This window comes from Metabacillus niabensis (assembly GCF_020524345.1).
Taxonomy (GTDB): domain Bacteria; phylum Bacillota; class Bacilli; order Bacillales; family Bacillaceae; genus Metabacillus; species Metabacillus niabensis_B.
Genome location: NZ_JAIVLH010000010.1, coordinates 159,882 through 178,396, shown reverse-complemented (window position 1 = coordinate 178,396; position 18,515 = coordinate 159,882). Strand labels below are relative to the sequence as shown.

Sequence of the window (18,515 nt, the reverse complement as noted above, 5' to 3'; positions counted from 1 at the left end):
TTTATCTATTTTACCCCAAGAAGATCGTTTGCAAACGATACTTGACCTATTCTTTTATATTTTTCATAACGATGCTGGATTAGTTCTTCATCACTCATCGTTGAAAGTTGTTTTAATGATTTTGCTAAAACCTCTTCAATATTCTTCGCTTGGAGACCTACGTCTTTATGTGCCCCACCCTTTACTTCAGGGATAATCTCGTCTACCACACCTAATTCTTTTAAATCCGGTGCAGTAATCTTCATTGTTTCCGCTGCTTTTTTCGCCAATCCGGCATCCTTCCATAATAGGGCAGCAGCTCCTTCAGGAGAGATCACAGAATAAGTAGAGTTCTCTAACATATGAATATAGTTTCCAACACCTAGCGCTAAAGCCCCACCGCTTCCTCCTTCTCCTATAACGATACAAATAATAGGTACGGAAAGGCCGGCCATTTCAAATAAGTTTTTAGCAATTGCTTCACTTTGCCCTCTTTCCTCAGCAGCCTTACCTGGATAAGCTCCCTTTGTATCAATAAAGCAAATGATGGGACGGTTAAATTTATCTGCTTGTTTCATTAATCTCAACGCTTTACGATATCCTTCAGGATGTGGCATACCAAAATTTCTTTTAATATTTTCCTTTGTATCTTTTCCACGTTGATGTCCGATTACTGTAACAGGAATATCTCTGAACTTAGCGATTCCACTCACAATCGCATCATCATCACCATAAAAACGGTCACCATGACATTCGATAAAATTTGTGAAAATACGTTCAATATAATCCAGTGTGGTTGGACGGTTTGGATGTCTGGCAATTTGAACTCTGTCCCACGGTTTTATATTTGAATAGATTTCATTTTCCAGCTTTTCCAACCGGTCTTCTAACTTTTCAATTTCTGATGATAAATCCACATCAGACTGGGTTGTAAATTCCTTAAGCTCTTTAATTTTTCCTCTGAGCTCCATGACCGGTTTTTCAAATTCCAATTCACCTACCATGTGATTTCACCTCCCGCTTGATGAATATCAAGGATATTACCAAGTTTTTCTTTTAAATCCTGTCTGTTAATAACCGCATCTAATTGACCATGCTTCAAGAGAAACTCTGCAGTTTGGAAGTCTTCCGGCAGTTCTTCTCGTATCGTTTGTTCAATAATTCTACGACCTGCAAAACCTATAAGAGCCCCTGGCTCTGCAAAGTTATAATCACCAAGAGAGGCAAAACTTGCTGAAACTCCTCCAGTGGTTGGATGAGTCATCACCGAGATAATTAACCCGCCATTATCACTAAAGAGCTTAAGTGCTGAACTTGTTTTCGCCATCTGCATTAAGCTTAAAACACCTTCTTGCATTCTTGCTCCACCAGAAGCAGTGAAAATAATGATAGGCAATCCCTTTTCATTAGCTGTTTCTATTGCACGGGTGATTTTTTCTCCAACAACAGATCCCATGCTTCCCATTCTGAAGCTTGCATCCATTATGGCAACACTTGTCCTGAATCCGTTGATCGTTCCTTCTCCTGTTACAACCGCTTCATTTTGATTCGTTTTTTGGCGGTCCTTCTCTAATTTTTCTTCATAACCAGGAAAGTTTAATGGATTCTCAGAAATCATTTCTTTATCATATTCAACAAAGCTATTTTCATCTAACAAGCTTGCAATACGCTCTCTAGCGTTCATTTGATGGTGGTAGGAACAGTTCATACACACCTTTACATTCTTCATTAATTCTTTTGTGTACATAATTTTTTTACAACTTGGACATTTTATTACAATTCCTTCCGGAACATCTTGTTTGGCCTGCTCTGAAGGAATTGAGGCATATTTCTTTTTCTTTGGTTTTGGCTTTGTAAATAAATCTTTTAGCAAAACGGTACCTCCCCTATACTTAAGCTGCTACTCTTTTTTCGTTTATTATGTCTAAATGATGTTTGTCAATTAATCTAACTTTAACTAATGAAAGACAAGGATGTTGTAGAATTTTGTCTGTTATTATTCGACATTTTCTTTAAGAGATACCGATTCATAAATTCTGTACACTTCCACCTGGTCTTTTTCTATTAAAGCGTTTATTAGCTTTTCACCATTTTTCTTTGTATAATAAATTTCATCATTGCCTTTATGAACAAAGTAAACATACTCATTTAATACATTCCAAATACGATATAAAAGATGATTATCGGCTAGAACCATAAGCTCCTTCATAAGTTCATATCTGCTCATCATACCATTATGAAGTTTTTCCCTTAATAATTTCAGGGTTTGTTCCTCGTTATTTGATAAAATTAATAGCAAGGCATTTCGTTCAAGAAGATCATTCATTTCAATAATATCATCTATTGCCTTTGAGTCCTCTAATATAAACGTTCCGAGCACTTCAATCAAATTATGTTCCCTAAAATCTTTTAAAAAAGTACCTTCCCCTCTTCGCGTTTCAATCATCCCAAGTAACTCAAGCGCTCTTAATGCTTCGCGAACAGAGGATCTTCCAACCTTTAGTTTTTCAGCTAATTCTCGTTCGGAAGGTATTTTATCCCCATAAGAAAGCTGCTTTTCTGCAATAAAAGCCCGGATATAACGAAGGATTTCAATATATACCTTAGATTGCGATGTTGACAATGACGTATCACTCACTTTTATTCAATAATGGCAAGCTGCCTTGTTTTTTCAGCAACTTCCTCAGGGTCAACCTTTATTCTTGCAACACCTGTCTCCATAGCAGCTTTTGCAACTGCCGATGCTACAGCTGGTGCCACTCTTGGATCAAAAGGTGCAGGTATAACATAATCAGAGTTCAAATCCTTTTCTGATATAAGAGATGCAATAGCCTCGACCGCAGCAATTTTCATTTGCTCATTGATATGCGTTGCTCTGACATCGAGAGCCCCTCTAAAGATTCCTGGAAATGCAAGAACATTATTCACCTGATTAGGAAAATCAGAGCGACCTGTACCAATGACCTTTGCACCAGCCTCTTTTGCCTCCTTAGGCATAATTTCAGGGACTGGATTTGCCATTGCAAAAATAATAGGATTTTCATTCATCGATTGAACCATTTCTTTTGTCAATGCACCTTGGACAGAAACCCCTATGAATACATCTGCTCCTTTTATAACATCAGCAAGTGATCCTTCTTTTTGATCCCGGTTGGTATACTTAGCTACTTCTGACTTCACACTATTCATTCCATGAAGTCGATTTTCGTAGATAGCTCCTTTTGTATCACACATGATAATATCTCTAACACCATATCGGTATAAAAGCTTAATGATGGCAATACCGGCAGCTCCGGCACCGTTTGCTACTACGCGGATATTTGACATGCTTTTCCCTACCAACTTCAAAGCATTTACAAGTCCTGCTACGGTTACAATCGCCGTACCGTGCTGATCATCATGGAAAATTGGTATATTTGTTTCTTTTTTTAACCTTTCTTCAATGACAAAACAGTTTGGCGCAGCTATATCTTCTAAATTTACTCCGCCGAACGTTGGTTCAAGGAGTTTAACAGTAGTGACAATTTGCTCTATATCAGTAGTGTTCAAACAAATTGGAAAAGCATCAACACCTGCAAAGCTTTTAAATAGTACAGCCTTTCCTTCCATAACTGGCAATGCGGCTTCAGGTCCAATATTCCCCAAACCTAACACCGCAGTCCCATCAGATACCACAGCTACCATGTTCCCTTTCATTGTGTACTCGTATACTTTGTTCTTATCATCATAGATATCTTTACACGGTTCTGCTACTCCAGGTGAGTATGCCAGACTTAAATCATGGGCATTCTTAACTGGTATCTTTGATTTTGACTCCAACTTTCCTCTATGAACTCGATGAATATGTAAGGCTTCTTCCCGCAATGACATAATTGAACACTCCCCTGTGAAAGTCATTAAGACATCCTAACATTTGTTGAATCAATCTCAGAAAAATAAAAACGTTTTAGAATAGCAGTTTTTCTTATATTTTTTCAGATCACATTCATTCATAAATAATGGTTTGCTAACATAAAAAATTGCTATGTTCAAATAGCATTCTTTCGGATTTTCTAAGTGGTCTGACCACCCTTTAATCATTATTAAATAATAACATAAATCACTACTTTGTAAAGTGTCGTTACATGATTAGATACAATGTCATAGGCATATTTTATCTATCACCTTTTCCTTTCATTAACACCACATTTTCTTTACCCAGCAGCTTCATTAATTCATTTAGACTGGTGTCCGTTGCATGAATAAAGAACTCCTCAGGCAATTGTATGGTTCGTTTCTCATTTTCATAATGAAGGAAAACAGGTGTTTTGCCCTGGAAACTTTTGAGCATTTCTTTCACCTGGATAAGCTTATTTTGATCAACAGTCTGTTTTTCTATTTTTATGAACAGCTTTTCCTGTTGTGACAGCTCAGGCAATTCATTTGTATCTATCATTTGTTGAATAATAAATTGTATCTTATCCTGCCTTTTCTCGACCTTACCTCCAAACAAAAACACCAATCCATCCTTTGTTTTCTCACTAAATTTGGTATAGGTTTGCGGAAATAAGACGGCATCAATTTCGCCCGTTTCATCGCCTAGACTCAAAAAAGCCATAACCTCCCCTTTTTTTGTACGGATGGTTCTTACTGCCCCAATCAACCCGCCTATTGAAACTTTACGATCTATTTTGGAGGGTAATTGATCAATAGTAGTTGCTCCTATATCAATTAACTTTTTACGAAAAACCTCAACAGGATGACTAGAAAAATAAAATCCTAGAGATTCTTTTTCATATCTTAGTTTTTCTTCTGTTTTAAATGGCTCTACCTCAATGTATTTGGGCTTTAGGTTAAACTCATCACCTAAAAATAAATCAAAATGTTGATCATCCGAAGGTGTCATAAGTTCAGCATGCTCAATCGCAACATCTAAACTTGCTAGTAATGTGGCTCTATCTACCCCAAATTCATCCATTGCACCTGCAAAAATAAGTTGCTCCATTGTTCGTCTAGTAATAATTTTCATCGAGACTCTAATACAAAAATCAAATAGGTCTTCAAACGGTTTTTGTCGTCTTGCATGAAAAATTTCCTTAACAGCAGCAACCCCAACATTCTTAATTCCTGATAAACTAAAACGAATGGCCTTCTTTTCAACAAGAAACGGAAATGCACTTTTATTAATGGAAGGAGGCAAGATTGAAATTCCTGATTGCTTCGCTTCCCGAACATATTGAGCAACCTTATCTTCATTTCCATTAACACTTGTTAATAACGCGGTCCAAAAATATAAAGGAAAATGAGCTTTTAAAAAAGCAAGCTGATAAGCAATCATACTATATGCGACAGCGTGGCTCCTATTAAATCCATAATTAGCGAATTTCACAATCAGATCATAAATGGAATTGGCCACTTGAAGGTTATATCCATTTAATTGACAGCCTTTAACAAAATGCTCGCGTTCTTTATCAAGTATTTCTTTCTTTTTCTTTCCTACTGCTCTCCTTAATAAATCTGCTTCTCCTAATGAAAAGCCTGCCATAGTGGATGCTATCTCCATAATTTGTTCTTGATAAACGATTACACCATACGTATTCTGCAAAATCGGTTTGAGTGCAGGATGAAGATATGTTATGTCACTTTTATGATGTTTTCGCTCTATATAAAGCGGGATATTTTCCATTGGGCCCGGTCTATACAAAGCATTTACCGCGACAATATCCTCCAGAGTTGTTGGCCCCAAGCGTTTTAAAACACTTCTCATACCATCGGATTCAAGCTGGAATACACCTGTTGTATCCCCTTGTGTTAAGAGCCGGAACGTTTTTTCATCTTGATAAGGAAGGTCTGAAAGGTCTACACCTTTCCCTTCTCCACGTTGAATCAGTGTTATAACATTTTCGAGTAAAGACAAGTTTCTCAAACCTAGAAAATCCATCTTTAAGAGGCCCAGATCCTCTAAATAATCCATTGAAAATTGAGTTAAATATACATCTTGCTGTCCTTCCTGAATTGGAACAATATTTGTAAGCGGCTGATCACTTAGGACAACACCTGCCGCATGTGTTGACGTATGACGTGGAAGTCCTTCAATTTTCAAAGCTGTTTTGAAAATTTGGTTGTATGTATCGTTTTCTGATATCGCTTTTTGGAGAGACTCCGATTCTTTATATGCGTCATTTAACGATATTCCAGGACGTGAGGGAATAAGCTTGGAGAGGACGTCCGTCTCTTTCGGAGAAGCTCCCATCACTCGGCCTACGTCCCGAATTGCAGCCTTAGCTGCCAGTGTGCCAAAAGTGATTATTTGAGCAACATGAAGCTTTCCATATTTTTTAGCAACATATGAAATAACGTCATCACGTTTTGTGTCAGGGAAGTCAATATCAATATCAGGCATTGAGATACGTTCAGGATTTAAAAACCTCTCAAAGAGCAATCTGTGTTGAATAGGATCCACATCTGTAATTTTTAAGACATATGATACAAGCGATCCGGCAGCTGACCCACGCCCCGGGCCAGTCAGGATCTTATTTTCGTGAGCATACTTCATAAAATCCCATACAATTAAGAAGTAGTCACTAAAATTCATCCTTTTAATCACACTCAACTCATACTTTAACCGCTGCTCATATATAGATATAGAATCCTTATTGTTAAAGCGAGATGCTAAACCTTCATAGCACAGCTCCTCCAAATAAACATCCGCACTTTGATTTTCAGGAGTTGGAAAGGTTGGTAAATGTGAAACACCTAAATCCAAATTCACACAACATCTTTCAGCAATCTTCAATGTATTTTCCAGAGCATCAGGATAGTCCTCAAATAGTGAGACCATATCATTAGCTGATTTTAAATAGTGTTCCTCAGGCTCCTTGAGGTCCATTTTTTCATCAGAAAACTTATCTCCATTTTTTATTGCCTGTAAACACTTATGTGCTAAATAGTCTTCTTTTTCGATGTAACAAACGTCATTGATTGCAACAAGAGGACTGTTTGTTTGATCACTTAACTTGACCAAATGCTCAGGTCCATCATCTTCGTTCTTAGATATTAATTGAAAACCTATGTAAAATGACTGTTGTCCAAAAATCGACTGATATTCTTCTACTTTATGGATAGCATCATCGAGGTTCACCACATTTTGTCCGGGCAGGATGGCAATTAATCCCCGGCTATAGCTTTTTAACCAGCGCTTAGGAAGTCCTTCTGGTGACTTTGTTTGTAGAGCACTGCTAATCTTGATTAAATTTTGATAACCTACATTATTCTCAGCTAAGAGAACAAGAGGAATTTGACTATCGTTTTCGATTACGTGAATGGATAAACCCATAATTGGCTTTATGCCATGTTGTTGACATAATTTATAAAAGGCAATGGCGCCATACATCACTTGAAAATCAGTTAATGCCATCGCTTTGAATTGAAGTTCTTTCGCTTTGCCTACAAGTTTATCTAATCTTGCTGCACTTGTAAGTAAACTGTACGCACTTTTAACTTGGAGATGAACAAAAGGCATTGAAATCCCCCTTTCTTGTTAAAATCATTCGATCGGTATCTTACTTAATATTATATTCCTGAATAGGATGCTGCACAAATAAGAGCTTTTAAAAAGTTAGCACCATTTATTTTGTCATGGCAAACATACTTAAAAATGGTCGTCCATATATATAGAAATAGGAGGTTGATTGACATGGACAAAGAAGCCTTTATGCCGGCTTTTATTCATAGTTATTTTATTGCCTTAGGAGTACTTTTAGGAGGGACCTTGATCGGCGCTATTGGTGCCTTTTTAGCCGGAGAGCCACCATTAACAAAGATGTTTGAATTTGCAAATCGACTAAAAATATGGGCTCTTGTTGCTGCAATAGGAGGAACATTTGACGCATTTTACAGTTTTGAACGCGGGATTTTCCAAGGTGAAACAAGAGATATTGTGAAACAGGTACTCTTAATCGTTTCTGCTATGGGAGGAGCACAAACAGGCTGGCTTCTTATTACTTGGTTAACTCAGGAGCATTTATCATGAGAATACCGCCACACTATCAGCAGCCTTCATGGCAAAGATTTTTTGCTGGTGCAGCAATAGGAGCAATTATCAGTTGGGGCGTATTCCTATTTATTTATGGTGTTAATCAAGAAAAGCACAGTACAATTATAAATGAGCAAAAGCAAATAATTCAAGAATTACAGAACGATAAAAAAATTTATCAAGAAGAGTATACTAAGCTGAATAAAGAAGCACAAAAAAAACTAACGATTCAGGAAATAAAGATCCACTTAACAAATGGGGATCGTTACCTGTTTAAAGAATTTAGGATTAAAAATATTGAAAACAGCATAAAAGAAGACTTAAGTGATCTTATTACTAAAGATATTGAAAGTGTTTCCTCAAGCCAACTTTTGATTGAGCGAACAATTGAAAACCGAATCTTCGAATTCGATGGAAAAAAATACAAGCTTGAATTAACAAAATTATTGTTACACACTACCCTGTACGTCGAAGTAGAAATTTCCTTTCTTGATTAAAAATATGTCTCTTTTTCAATAATTTAAAAATTGAATCGCAATTTCTTAGTTTTTTCGATAAAATGGAAGTAGGAAAAACAAGGTAATCAATAAGAAGTCAGTTTATCATTAAAATTGGCTTCTTGGACTCTTAGTTCCTACAATTCATGTTCCATTCGTTCATTCATATCCTAACAATACATCCGTACCCTTGTTTTCCAATATTTCTGTGCTATAGTCTGGGAAAATATGATATGGAGGGATGAGATATGTATATTTTAAATTCTAAAAAAGTGGCCTTAGAAAAAGTAGAAATCATTAAAAAGGGCTTTTCTGCTTATGTTGAATCAGCTGAACTTGCAGGACTAATAAAAAAAGAAATAAAGAAATTACAACTTGATGTTTACGAAGATGTAACAGAGCTCGGTTTTTGGTTTATTCCGAACAGAGAAAAGTAAGCGCTGTTATTTAGTTTTCTTCAATAGTCGATTTCCTCAGACTTAGATGAACTCAACTTTCATCAAAGACGGAAGACGAAATTCCCCTCATATGTAAGTTCCTCACATCGTGATTATTTGCTAATTCATACAGATTTTCATGCAGTGAAAAGGGCTGTTAAGAAACAACAGCCCTTAGTTTCATTAAATATGGTCTTGACATAGCTTTTCTAATTCTTGGACAACCTGGTTAGCTTCTTCCCAGCTATATACAGATGCTCCAGAAGCAAGAGGATGTCCGCCGCCATTATATCGTTTCGCTAATCCATTGATCACAAGACTTTTTGCACGAAGTCGAACACGAATTTGTGTCTCCTCCTCCACAAAAAACACCCATGCTTTTACCCCTTCAATATTTCCTAAAATCCCTACAAGTTGTGAAGCCTCTGAAGGTGTTACTTCATACTCTTTTAACATTTCTTTTGTTATTTTCATAGATGCCGCACCTGAAGAGGTTAAAGAAAAGTTTTGTAAGACAAAACCGCTTAATTTAGCCACATTTCTCTTGGTTTTGTATAGCTCATCATAGATTGGTGTTGGATTAATTCCCACGGAAATTAATGCACTTGCATATTGAAATGTTTTTTCCGTGGTACTTGGAAAAAGGAATCTCCCTGTATCTCCAACAATACCTGTATACAGAAGCTCCGCAGCCTTTTTAGAAAGTCGTAATCCAGCATCTTTTCCTTCTAGGTATAACTCGTATATCATTTCACTTGTAGCACTTGCTGATGTATCTACCCAAATAATGTCTCCATATTGATCATCGTTTGGATGATGGTCTATTTTGATAAGTTTTTTTCCAGAATGATAACGCTGATCACTAACTCTTGCCTGATTTGCCGTATCACATACAATCACTAATGAATCTTGATAAAGTTCATCAGGAACAAGATCCATTTTATAAAGAAACTCTAATGATGGTTCAGTTTCTCCAACAACATAAATCTTTTTGTCCGGATAAGACGCTTTTAAAATCTCCGACAATCCACATTGTGAACCGTAAGCATCTGGATCTGGACGAACATGACGATGAATAATAATGGAATCATGAGTGCGAATTTCTTCTAAAATTTGTTGTTTCATTTCGTTCTCCTTTTTACCTTTTATAAAGTTATTAAATCACAATTTTCCGGAATTAAAAAGAATGATTGATTCACTTGTTCATTTTTTATCCTGTTTTTATTTGTGACATGGTAAAATAGATTCGTAAAAGTTTGATAGAGTTGAACCTTATGGAGGTTTTGGAAATGCCAGTTTTAGTTGTTCTCATCATTTTCGCTTTAGCTTTTTATGTTTATTATAAGATTAAATCTTATCGATCAAATAAGCCAATTGAAAAGCGTTGGATATCGGCAAAATCAAGCATTGCTTTGGGCTTATTTGTAGCATTTTTCGGAATGAACCAGCTCTTTCTCTATCGCTCAACATTGTCCTTTGTGATAGGAGCGATCTTCCTTCTAATCGGCTTTGCAAGTGCCTGGACAGGCTATCGTGCTTACAAACACTATTTGCCACAGGTGTTAAGCGAAGCGAAACAAAAATAAGAAAAGCGCAAGCGCCTTGATGAGCCTAGGCCTAAGAGGCAGTTACTTACGGGACGTCCTGTCGCAACGACTGCACTTGCACGTCCTGTGCTTCGGTGCTAGACACCTACACTAAATACAAAATTTTATGCTTTCTTATCAGTTAAAAAAGAGGTGTGTGTCTTATGACTTTTTTAAGAGTCCAAGACAAATCCACCTCTTTTTCTATCTTTCAATTAGTTGCACCATTAACATTGCCTTTCCCACAACTACACCATTACTAAACGCTTCAACATCAATCTTTCCAAACTTACGCCCAACTTCAAGAATTTTCGGATGTATTTCAAGCATTGATTCCATTTGTACAGGTTTAATGAAATAGATCGTAATATTCTCAACGACAATGTCACCCTTTTTCTGTGCTCTTAAAAACCGATTTACCGATTCGGTTACAAGGGTTGTAAAGACACCGTATGAAATGGTACCTAAGTGGTTCGTCATTTGAGGACTGACTTCACAACGAAAAATACTGCTTCGTTTTGCCTCATCATCTATTGTAACGAACTGATTTGTCACAATATCATCAAGTTTTTCCCCAATTTGCGGCTGTCTTTGAATAACCTGCAGAGCTTTTAAAACATCTTGTCGGCTAATGATTCCTTGTAGTCGGTTATGTTGGTCAACAACCGGGAGAAGCTCAATCCCTTCCCACACCATCATTTGCGCTGCAGAAGCGACAGACGTTTTTCCTATAACTGTAATCGGACTTTTTGTCATAACTTTTTCAATTAAGGTTGAATGATCATTCCCCATGATATCTTTTGACGTCACAATCCCCTGCACTTTAAGGTTTTGATCAATAACAGGAAAGCGTCCATGTCCTGTTTCATAATTATGTTGATACCATGTGGCAATCGTATCAGATGTATATAAACAAATTGTTTTATCTATCGGAGTTAAAATATCTTCTACTTGAACAATTTCTTTTTTGATTAGCTGATCATAAATCGCTCTGTTGATCATAGCTCCTACTGTGAACGTGTCATAACTTGTTGAAATAATCGGTAATTCAAGTTCATCAGCGAGTTTTTTCACACTATCTTCGGTATCAAACCCACCTGTAATGAGTACAGCTGCACCGGCTTCAAGTGCATATTGGTGAGCAGTTGTTCTGTTTCCAACGATAAGCAGGTTACCAGCTCCTGTATACCTCATCATTGCATCAAGTTTCATCGCACCTATAACAAATTTGTTTAATGTCTTATGTAGCCCTGCTCGTCCACCTAAAACTTGTCCCTCAACAATATTAACAACCTCTGCATATGTTAATTTTTCAAAGTTTTCCTTTTTCTTTGTTTCAATCCTAATTGTCCCTACACGTTCAATTGTACTTACATACCCTTTATTTTCAGCTTCTTTTATAGCTCGATATGCTGTTCCCTCGCTAACATTAATATCTTTCGCAATTTGCCTAACAGATATTTTTTCTCCTACTGGCAGTGAAGTTATATGCTGTAATATTTGCTCGTGCTTCGTAGCCAAGCTGCATCACCCTTTTTTCTATTTGTGCATCTATCTGCAAACATAACTCTTAATAGAGTTGTTGTCTAAACAAACATGTCCACTTATATTATAAGGGTGATAATAGCTTATATCAACGCAACGTTTGGCGTTGTCTTTTTCTTTGCAGAGACTCTTTATATGCTTTTACTTGTCTTGCAGAAGCTTGCTGCTTTGGACGATATAAGAACTGCGCAAAATTCCCGCCTATGACAAAGATCGCAAGACATAACCAACTTAATACAAACACAGTCTGCATCTTATCACCTGTTAATGCAATATTTTGCAGTCCAAAATAAAGCATCACTAATGCTAAAAATGCATAAATCAAACTTTTCATTTCAACCACCCTTTCACATCCATAACTTTATTAATATTGTATGCATGTACAATGTAGAAAAGAAGCTTTGGAGAGTAGAAATTATAGTTTACATAGCGTATCATCATACATTTCTAAGTAAAGGCTATTTTTGCATAATTTGTTGTTGTTTATGTACTTTCTAAGGGTAAATTCCGTTCGTTCCATTGCGCTCCAGACACTCGCTTTCCTCTTTCTTCCGCAGGAGTCGAGTGTCTTCCGCTCCATTTCACATTAAAGTTAAAATAATATTCATAACTACAATCTTTGGGAAAACAGTAAAACAGCCTAAAGTAAAAAAGAATTGACGCATCAGCGATGATACGTCAATTCTTTTTACACACGATATGATTCGCCGACTTTTAAAGGCAGGCCGACCCCTTCAGGGAGCAATTGAGAAAATTTTATAGGGTCTTGTTTAATGTGAGGAAACGTGTCGTAATGAATTGGAACGACTTTTTTCGCTTTCAACCATTTTGCAGCATCTTTTGCATCATCAGGTCCCATTGTTAGATTATCACCAATAGGCAGAAACGCAATATCTATTTCATGGCGTTCACCTATCATTTTCATGTCTGAAAATAACGCCGTATCACCCGCATGATAAAGTGTTTTGTCCTCAGCTGTCATTAAAACTCCTGATGGCATTCCTGTATAAATAACTGTTCCATCTTCTTCCTGATAGCTCGATCCATGAAAAGCCTGGGTAAGCTTTACGGTTCCAAAATCAAATTGATAGGCACCACCAAGGTTCATAGGATGAATGTCTATACCATTCTTGCCTATGTAAACTGCCAGTTCATATGGAGCAATGACCAATGCATTGTTTTTTTGTGCTATTTCAACTGTGTCACCAAAGTGGTCATTATGACCATGTGTAAGGATAATAACATCAGCCTTTACCTGATCAACAGTTAAATCAGTTAGAGGGTTGCCCTTGATAAACGGATCAATAATAATGTTTTTGTTCTTGCTCTTCACTTTTACAACAGAATGACCATGGTATGAAACTTCCAAACTATTCACCGCTTTCTTTGTAATGTAACTTGATATATCAAAGGAACGTATCTATTCCTATATCAACCTTATTAGAATTTTACCCACTATCCGCTAGAGTGTAAACCTTCTCTCTCCGCTTACCACTATTACAAGTGGAATCGATGGATGACATTTGCTCCGCCAGTCACTTCAATAATTGATCCGGTGATCAAATCTGAATTTTCATCACAGATAAAAGCCACAGTTCTTGCTATATCTTCTCCAGTTCCTGACCGTCCGATCGGTGTTTTTGTTTGACCTTCACTTATTTTTCTCGATTGTTCGATGGTTGCTTCTTTCATTTCGCCAATAATATTACCAGGACAAATCATATTAGCTGTAATCCCATGTTCAGCTTCTTCGATACTAATTGATTTTGTTAAAGAAACTAATCCAACTTTTGCTGCACTATAAGCAGAGCGATGCAGCCAACCTGGTGAAGATTCAGCTCCTTGGAAACCATATGTAACAATTCTTCCATATTTTTGCTTTCTCATGATGGGAACAACCTTTTTAAATAAGTGAAAAACTGAACTTAAATTGCCTTCGATCATTTGGTACCATTCATCATCAGTATAATCGGCAAGCTTTTTTCTTTCAAATATATAAGGACCTGCATTATTTATTAAACAATCTAGTCTTCCAAAACGTTCAAACGATACATCGATCATAGTTGATAAATCTTCTTTCTTTGTAACATCACCTTGAACAAATAAAATACGATCAAGAAGATGAGAGTAATTCGCTTTGAACTCATTTACTGCTTCTATATCATTTCGGTAATTGACAGTAACGGAATAACCCTTTTTCAAAAATTCTTCTGTCACTTTCTTTCCTAACCCTTTTGATCCTGCAGTAATAAGGGCATGTCTCACGATATCATTTCCTCCCCCATAAAGCTGTCTTATTCTTTACATCTTTATTTGTTCCGTTTTATGAATATTCCTACATTCAATATGTTTATATTCGTATTAGGTGTTATTATAACAATAAACGAAAATATAAATTGTTTCTATTTTTATTGCTCATTTTGGAAAATTAAGTATGGGGAAATTGAGGGCAAAAAAAAGCTGACTAAAAAAGTAAGCCAGCAGTTTTTCATTATGAGTCTCTTCTTAATCTAAAATGCTCTTGGAGAAAATTTGGATCATACTGTTGTTCAACAACTCCACTTGAATAAGAATCTGTTAGTTGTTGCATTGTTTCTTGTTCACCCAAGTGGTCATAATAATAGGTTTGTCTGGTTACTCGTTTCTCTTTCAAAATAAAACAGCTCCTTATTTTCAGTATACGAACATTAGTGTCTCTGAAAATAAAGAGCTTATACGATGATTTTATTAAGACAGTGTTGCTTTTGCTTTTTCAAGTGCTTTCTTTACAACTTCAAAGCCCGTCCCACCAGCACTCATTCTTTTTCGTACAGCCTCATAAGGATTGATCATCTCATAAATATCCTCTTCAAAAAGATTTGAGGCTTTTTGATATTCTTCAAACGGAAGATCCTTTAAATAAATTCCGGACTGGATACATTGATAAACCAAAGTACCAACGACTTCATGCGCTTCTCTGAACGGCATTCCCTTTGTTGAAAGGTAGTCTGCTAATTCAGTTGCATTTGAGAAATCTTCTGACGTTGCTTTTTCCATTTTTTCTTTATTCACTTTTAATGTATCAATCATTCCGATAAAGATTTGTAAGCTGCCCTCAATTGTTTTAACTGTATCAAACATACCTTCTTTATCTTCTTGAAGATCTTTGTTGTAAGCAAGCGGAAGTCCCTTTAGTATCGTTAATAGGGACATTAAATTACCGTAGACTCTTCCTGTCTTCCCTCTAATTAACTCTGCCATATCAGGATTTTTCTTTTGCGGCATGATACTGCTGCCAGTCGCATACGTATCATCAAGCTCAATAAACTGGAATTCCTGAGAGCACCACAAAATAATTTCTTCACAAAAACGAGATAAATGCATCATCATAAGAGAGCTGTTGCTTAGAAATTCTATGATAAAGTCACGGTCACTAACACCATCAAGACTATTTTCATAAATACCGTCAAAATCAAGCTTTTGTGCAGTATATTCACGATCAATTGGGAACGTAGTCCCAGCAAGTGCAGCACTTCCTAATGGAGATAAATTAATTCTTTTTAAGGATTCTGTAAATCTCTGCTTGTCACGATCCAACATCCAAAAATATGCCATTAAATGATGGGCAAATGAGATTGGCTGTGCTCTTTGAAGATGTGTATAACCAGGCAGAATTGTTTCTACATTTTCTTCGGCTTTTTCAATCAGGGATTTTTGAAGACCCTCAATAAGCTCAACGACCATAGCAACATGCTTACGTAAATATAAATGCATATCAGTTGCAACCTGATCATTACGGCTTCTACCTGTATGTAGTTTTCCTCCAACAGGACCGATTTCATCAATTAACATTTTTTCAATATTCAAGTGAATATCTTCATAGTTAACGGAAAAAGTAAGTTCGTTCTTTTTGGCCTTTTCTAATAGCGTTTTTAAGCCAATTGTAATCTGCTCTGCTTCTTCTTTGCTGATGATCCCACACTTGCCTAACATATCAACATGTGCAAGACTGCCAGTGATGTCTTCCTCAACTAATTCCTGATCAAAATGGATGGATGCGCCGAACTCATCCACCCATTGTTCAGGGGTTTTTTGGAAGCGTCCACCCCAAAGCTTTTTCATACTTCCACCTTCTTGTTTTTCACCATGCTGTTCACTTTTGTTGGTAATCCGAATAATTCAATAAATCCGATGGCTGCATTGTGATCAAATGCATCATCTTTTGTATATGTTGCAAGCTTTTCATCATATAGAGAATACTCTGATTTTCTTCCTTCTACAATTGCATGACCTTTAAATAATTTTACTCTAACTGTACCAGTAACATATTTTTGCGTTTCTTTTAAGAATGCATGCAGGGCAGGTTTTAATGGTGAGAACCATAAACCGTTGTAGATAAGCTCAGCAAGTTTTTGCTCAATAACTGGTTTAAAGTGAGCAACTTCTTTTACAAGTGTTAAATCTTCAAGTTCTTTATGTGCTTTAATTAACGTCATTGCACCCGGACATTCGTAAACTTCACGTGATTTAATACCGACAAGTCTGTTTTCAACATGGTCAATACGTCCAACACCATGTCTACCTGCAATTTCGTTTAACGTTAAAATAAGTTCATGTAAAGGATATGCCTTACCATTGATCTTAACTGGAACACCTTGTTCAAAGTCAATCTCAATCATTTCCGCTTGATCAGGAGTTTTTTCTAAAGGTGTTGTTAAATCGTATGCTCCTTCTGGCGGCGCAGCCCATGGATCTTCTAAAATACCACACTCATTACTTCTTCCCCACAAGTTTTGGTCGATTGAATATGGGCTGTCTAAATTGATCGGAATTGGAATACCGTGCTTAGAAGCATATTCAATTTCTTCTTCACGTGACCAACCCCATTCTCTAACTGGAGCAAGTACTTCAAGTTCCGGATTTAAAGCTTTGATTGAAACTTCAAAACGTACTTGATCGTTTCCTTTTCCAGTACAACCATGAGCAACTGCAACTGCGTTTTCTTTCTCTGCGATTTCCACAAGTTTCTTTGCGATTAATGGACGTGATAGTGCAGATACTAATGGATATTTTCCTTCATATAGTGTATGTGCTTGTAGTGCTACTAACGCAAAGTCATTTGCAAATTCTTCTTTAGCATCAATCATATATGATTCAACTGCACCTACTTGAAGAGCTTTTTGTTGAACAAATGCAGTATCTTTTCCTTCACCTACATCGAGACATGCCGCAACAACATCGTATCCTTGTTCTTGTAACCATTTAATTGCAACAGAGGTATCTAATCCTCCGGAATATGCTAAAACTACCTTTTTCATCTATTTGTTCCTCCTCGGTTGTATAAAAATGAATATGTGTTTATAAAAATACATCTTTTGTATAGGTACCACTTTACCAACTGTTTCCCTATTTCGTCAATAGAAAAATTGTATATTTTTGCAGATTCTTTGTATAAAAATTAAATTTTATTATATTTTATTCATTTTTCTCATTTATGTGATGGTAGATGAATGATTGGAGGTATTGTAAAATAAGGAAAGATCAGAATGGAGGAAGAAAAAATTGAGCGATTACTTTGCCTATGATCATAGACTTAAAATAAAGATTCCACAATTAACAAAATCATGGACGACCTATAACCTTCAGACTCAAAATAAAATATTAACCGAATGGGAAACAATTAGAGGGAGTATTCCAGATCGAATCGGGGAGCTTGAGGCAGAAATAAATAATAAGCAGGAAGCATTGAACATCGAAGAAGATTTTAATCGATCCTGTGAATTAAATCATGAAATTTCCGAGCTCGCTTCTATTATCAATGATTTATGGATTTGGTTTCGAACGACACAACATATCTCAAATGCTAAAATACATAATTAATGACAAAGTTCAGCTTGCTATAACAACTTTATATGTATAAGAAAAGAAGGCTGTGTTGACAACCTTCTTTTACAGATCCTTTTGAATTTCTCTTACGATATGTCCTAACTCAGGTAAAATGAGCTTTTCCATCGCTAGTTTGACAGCCCCTGAAGATCCCGGCATGGCAAATACCGCTGTATCCATGGACACTCCAGCAATTGCTCTACTTAATATAGCGGCAGATCCAATATCATCTCGATAGCTCAGCATTCTAAAAATCTCACCAAAGCCAGTAATTTCTTTTTCAATCAATGATTCAACCGCCTCAATTGTCACATCCCTTTTAGCGATACCTGTTCCGCCATTTGTTAGGACTACATCAACTTCTCGTGCTTCACAACCCTTTAAAATAGCACTTCGAATGAGTGTTTTTTCGTCATGGACTATTTCATAATCAATCACTATATGTCCTTGATCTTCTAAAAAACGCTTTATGAGCTGACCACTTTTGTCACTATCTTTATCTCTTGTATCACTAACTGTTATTACTTTACATCTAACTTGATCAGGAGCTTCCTGTTTATGTTCAAACGTACTCATACTTTCCTCCAATACT

At 36.5% G+C, this 18,515-nt stretch carries 19 protein-coding genes; 5 read left to right on the top strand and 14 right to left on the bottom strand.

The genetic code is table 11. The annotated features are described in order from the left end of the window. Window positions 1-5: 5 nt before the first annotated feature. The 5 genes from accA to dnaE all read right to left on the bottom strand — a co-directional run bounded on the left by accA (window position 6) and on the right by dnaE (window position 7,480). Window positions 6-983, bottom strand: a complete 978-nt coding sequence (accA, locus tag LC095_RS12930) for an acetyl-CoA carboxylase carboxyl transferase subunit alpha (protein ID WP_226528538.1) — start codon at window positions 981-983, stop codon at window positions 6-8. Next, complete coding sequence (gene accD / locus LC095_RS12925; protein WP_226528537.1) at window positions 977-1,852, bottom strand: acetyl-CoA carboxylase, carboxyltransferase subunit beta; 876 nt, start codon at window positions 1,850-1,852, stop codon at window positions 977-979. The genes accA and accD overlap by 7 nt, the downstream gene beginning before the upstream one ends. Window positions 1,853-1,975: 123 nt before the next feature. Further along, complete coding sequence (locus LC095_RS12920) at window positions 1,976-2,617, bottom strand: FadR/GntR family transcriptional regulator (protein ID WP_226528536.1); 642 nt, start codon at window positions 2,615-2,617, stop codon at window positions 1,976-1,978. Window positions 2,618-2,619: 2 nt separating this feature from the next. After that, window positions 2,620-3,849, bottom strand: a complete 1,230-nt coding sequence (locus LC095_RS12915; RefSeq protein ID WP_226528535.1) for an NADP-dependent malic enzyme — start codon at window positions 3,847-3,849, stop codon at window positions 2,620-2,622. A gap of 283 nt (window positions 3,850-4,132) precedes the next feature. Next, window positions 4,133-7,480 (bottom strand): DNA polymerase III subunit alpha, encoded by a 3,348-nt coding sequence (dnaE, locus tag LC095_RS12910; protein WP_226528534.1) that lies wholly within the window; start codon window positions 7,478-7,480, stop codon window positions 4,133-4,135. A gap of 174 nt (window positions 7,481-7,654) precedes the next feature. On the opposite strand from dnaE, the gene LC095_RS12905 reads away from it, so the two are divergent. The 3 genes from LC095_RS12905 to LC095_RS12895 all read left to right on the top strand — a co-directional run bounded on the left by LC095_RS12905 (window position 7,655) and on the right by LC095_RS12895 (window position 8,927). Further along, window positions 7,655-7,990, top strand: a complete 336-nt coding sequence (locus LC095_RS12905; RefSeq protein ID WP_026560822.1) for a YtrH family sporulation protein — start codon at window positions 7,655-7,657, stop codon at window positions 7,988-7,990. Further along, a complete protein-coding gene (ytrI, locus tag LC095_RS12900) occupies window positions 7,987-8,490 on the top strand; it encodes a sporulation membrane protein YtrI (RefSeq protein ID WP_226528533.1) in 504 nt (167 codons plus the stop codon). Before LC095_RS12905 ends, ytrI begins: the two co-directional genes overlap by 4 nt. A gap of 248 nt (window positions 8,491-8,738) precedes the next feature. Further along, window positions 8,739-8,927, top strand: a complete 189-nt coding sequence (locus tag LC095_RS12895; protein ID WP_226528532.1) for a hypothetical protein — start codon at window positions 8,739-8,741, stop codon at window positions 8,925-8,927. A gap of 183 nt (window positions 8,928-9,110) precedes the next feature. Here LC095_RS12895 and LC095_RS12890 read toward each other — a convergent pair whose 3' ends face one another. Beyond that, window positions 9,111-10,052: a DHH family phosphoesterase gene (locus LC095_RS12890; protein ID WP_226528531.1), complete on the bottom strand. Its 942-nt coding sequence runs from the start codon at window positions 10,050-10,052 to the stop codon at window positions 9,111-9,113. A 164-nt stretch (window positions 10,053-10,216) separates the two neighbouring features. Here LC095_RS12890 and LC095_RS12885 point away from each other — a divergent pair, with 164 nt between their 5' ends. Continuing rightward, entirely contained in the window at window positions 10,217-10,513 is a 297-nt protein-coding gene (locus tag LC095_RS12885; protein WP_226528530.1) for a YtpI family protein, read from the top strand. Between the two features lie 204 nt (window positions 10,514-10,717). On the opposite strand, the gene LC095_RS12880 is transcribed toward LC095_RS12885, so the two are convergent. The 7 genes from LC095_RS12880 to LC095_RS12850 form a co-directional block, all read right to left on the bottom strand. Then, window positions 10,718-12,034 (bottom strand): CBS domain-containing protein, encoded by a 1,317-nt coding sequence (locus LC095_RS12880; protein WP_078432349.1) that lies wholly within the window; start codon window positions 12,032-12,034, stop codon window positions 10,718-10,720. Between the two features lie 112 nt (window positions 12,035-12,146). Continuing rightward, window positions 12,147-12,392, bottom strand: a complete 246-nt coding sequence (locus tag LC095_RS12875) for a hypothetical protein (RefSeq protein WP_226528529.1) — start codon at window positions 12,390-12,392, stop codon at window positions 12,147-12,149. A gap of 354 nt (window positions 12,393-12,746) precedes the next feature. Beyond that, window positions 12,747-13,427, bottom strand: a complete 681-nt coding sequence (locus LC095_RS12870; RefSeq protein ID WP_226528557.1) for a metal-dependent hydrolase — start codon at window positions 13,425-13,427, stop codon at window positions 12,747-12,749. A gap of 128 nt (window positions 13,428-13,555) precedes the next feature. Continuing rightward, window positions 13,556-14,323, bottom strand: a complete 768-nt coding sequence (locus LC095_RS12865) for an SDR family oxidoreductase (protein WP_226528528.1) — start codon at window positions 14,321-14,323, stop codon at window positions 13,556-13,558. Between the two features lie 226 nt (window positions 14,324-14,549). Continuing rightward, window positions 14,550-14,711, bottom strand: a complete 162-nt coding sequence (locus LC095_RS12860; RefSeq protein WP_156931970.1) for a hypothetical protein — start codon at window positions 14,709-14,711, stop codon at window positions 14,550-14,552. Window positions 14,712-14,785: 74 nt separating this feature from the next. Continuing rightward, the gene (argH, locus tag LC095_RS12855) at window positions 14,786-16,159 is read right to left on the bottom strand and encodes an argininosuccinate lyase (RefSeq protein ID WP_226528527.1); all 1,374 of its coding nucleotides are present in this window, start codon (window positions 16,157-16,159) and stop codon (window positions 14,786-14,788) included. Beyond that, window positions 16,156-17,355: an argininosuccinate synthase gene (locus LC095_RS12850; RefSeq protein ID WP_226528526.1), complete on the bottom strand. Its 1,200-nt coding sequence runs from the start codon at window positions 17,353-17,355 to the stop codon at window positions 16,156-16,158. Before LC095_RS12850 ends, argH begins: the two co-directional genes overlap by 4 nt. A gap of 244 nt (window positions 17,356-17,599) precedes the next feature. Between LC095_RS12850 and LC095_RS12845 the strand changes: the two genes are divergently transcribed. After that, entirely contained in the window at window positions 17,600-17,917 is a 318-nt protein-coding gene (locus LC095_RS12845) for a hypothetical protein (RefSeq protein WP_226528525.1), read from the top strand. 69 nt (window positions 17,918-17,986) lie between these two features. Here LC095_RS12845 and LC095_RS12840 read toward each other — a convergent pair whose 3' ends face one another. Then, complete coding sequence (locus LC095_RS12840) at window positions 17,987-18,499, bottom strand: molybdenum cofactor biosynthesis protein B (RefSeq protein WP_226528524.1); 513 nt, start codon at window positions 18,497-18,499, stop codon at window positions 17,987-17,989. Window positions 18,500-18,515 lie beyond the last annotated feature (16 nt).

Coding starts and splice junctions, on each gene's coding strand:
- accA (WP_226528538.1), bottom strand. CDS start 983: ATGGTAGGTGAATTGGAATTTGAAAAACCGGTCATGGAGCTCAGAGGA.
- LC095_RS12915 (WP_226528535.1), bottom strand. CDS start 3,849: ATGTCATTGCGGGAAGAAGCCTTACATATTCATCGAGTTCATAGAGGA.
- dnaE (WP_226528534.1), bottom strand. CDS start 7,480: ATGCCTTTTGTTCATCTCCAAGTTAAAAGTGCGTACAGTTTACTTACA.
- LC095_RS12905 (WP_026560822.1), top strand. CDS start 7,655: ATGGACAAAGAAGCCTTTATGCCGGCTTTTATTCATAGTTATTTTATT.
- ytrI (WP_226528533.1), top strand. CDS start 7,987: ATGAGAATACCGCCACACTATCAGCAGCCTTCATGGCAAAGATTTTTT.
- LC095_RS12895 (WP_226528532.1), top strand. CDS start 8,739: ATGTATATTTTAAATTCTAAAAAAGTGGCCTTAGAAAAAGTAGAAATC.
- LC095_RS12890 (WP_226528531.1), bottom strand. CDS start 10,052: ATGAAACAACAAATTTTAGAAGAAATTCGCACTCATGATTCCATTATT.
- LC095_RS12885 (WP_226528530.1), top strand. CDS start 10,217: ATGCCAGTTTTAGTTGTTCTCATCATTTTCGCTTTAGCTTTTTATGTT.
- LC095_RS12875 (WP_226528529.1), bottom strand. CDS start 12,392: ATGAAAAGTTTGATTTATGCATTTTTAGCATTAGTGATGCTTTATTTT.
- argH (WP_226528527.1), bottom strand. CDS start 16,159: ATGAAAAAGCTTTGGGGTGGACGCTTCCAAAAAACCCCTGAACAATGG.
- LC095_RS12850 (WP_226528526.1), bottom strand. CDS start 17,355: ATGAAAAAGGTAGTTTTAGCATATTCCGGAGGATTAGATACCTCTGTT.
- LC095_RS12840 (WP_226528524.1), bottom strand. CDS start 18,499: ATGAGTACGTTTGAACATAAACAGGAAGCTCCTGATCAAGTTAGATGT.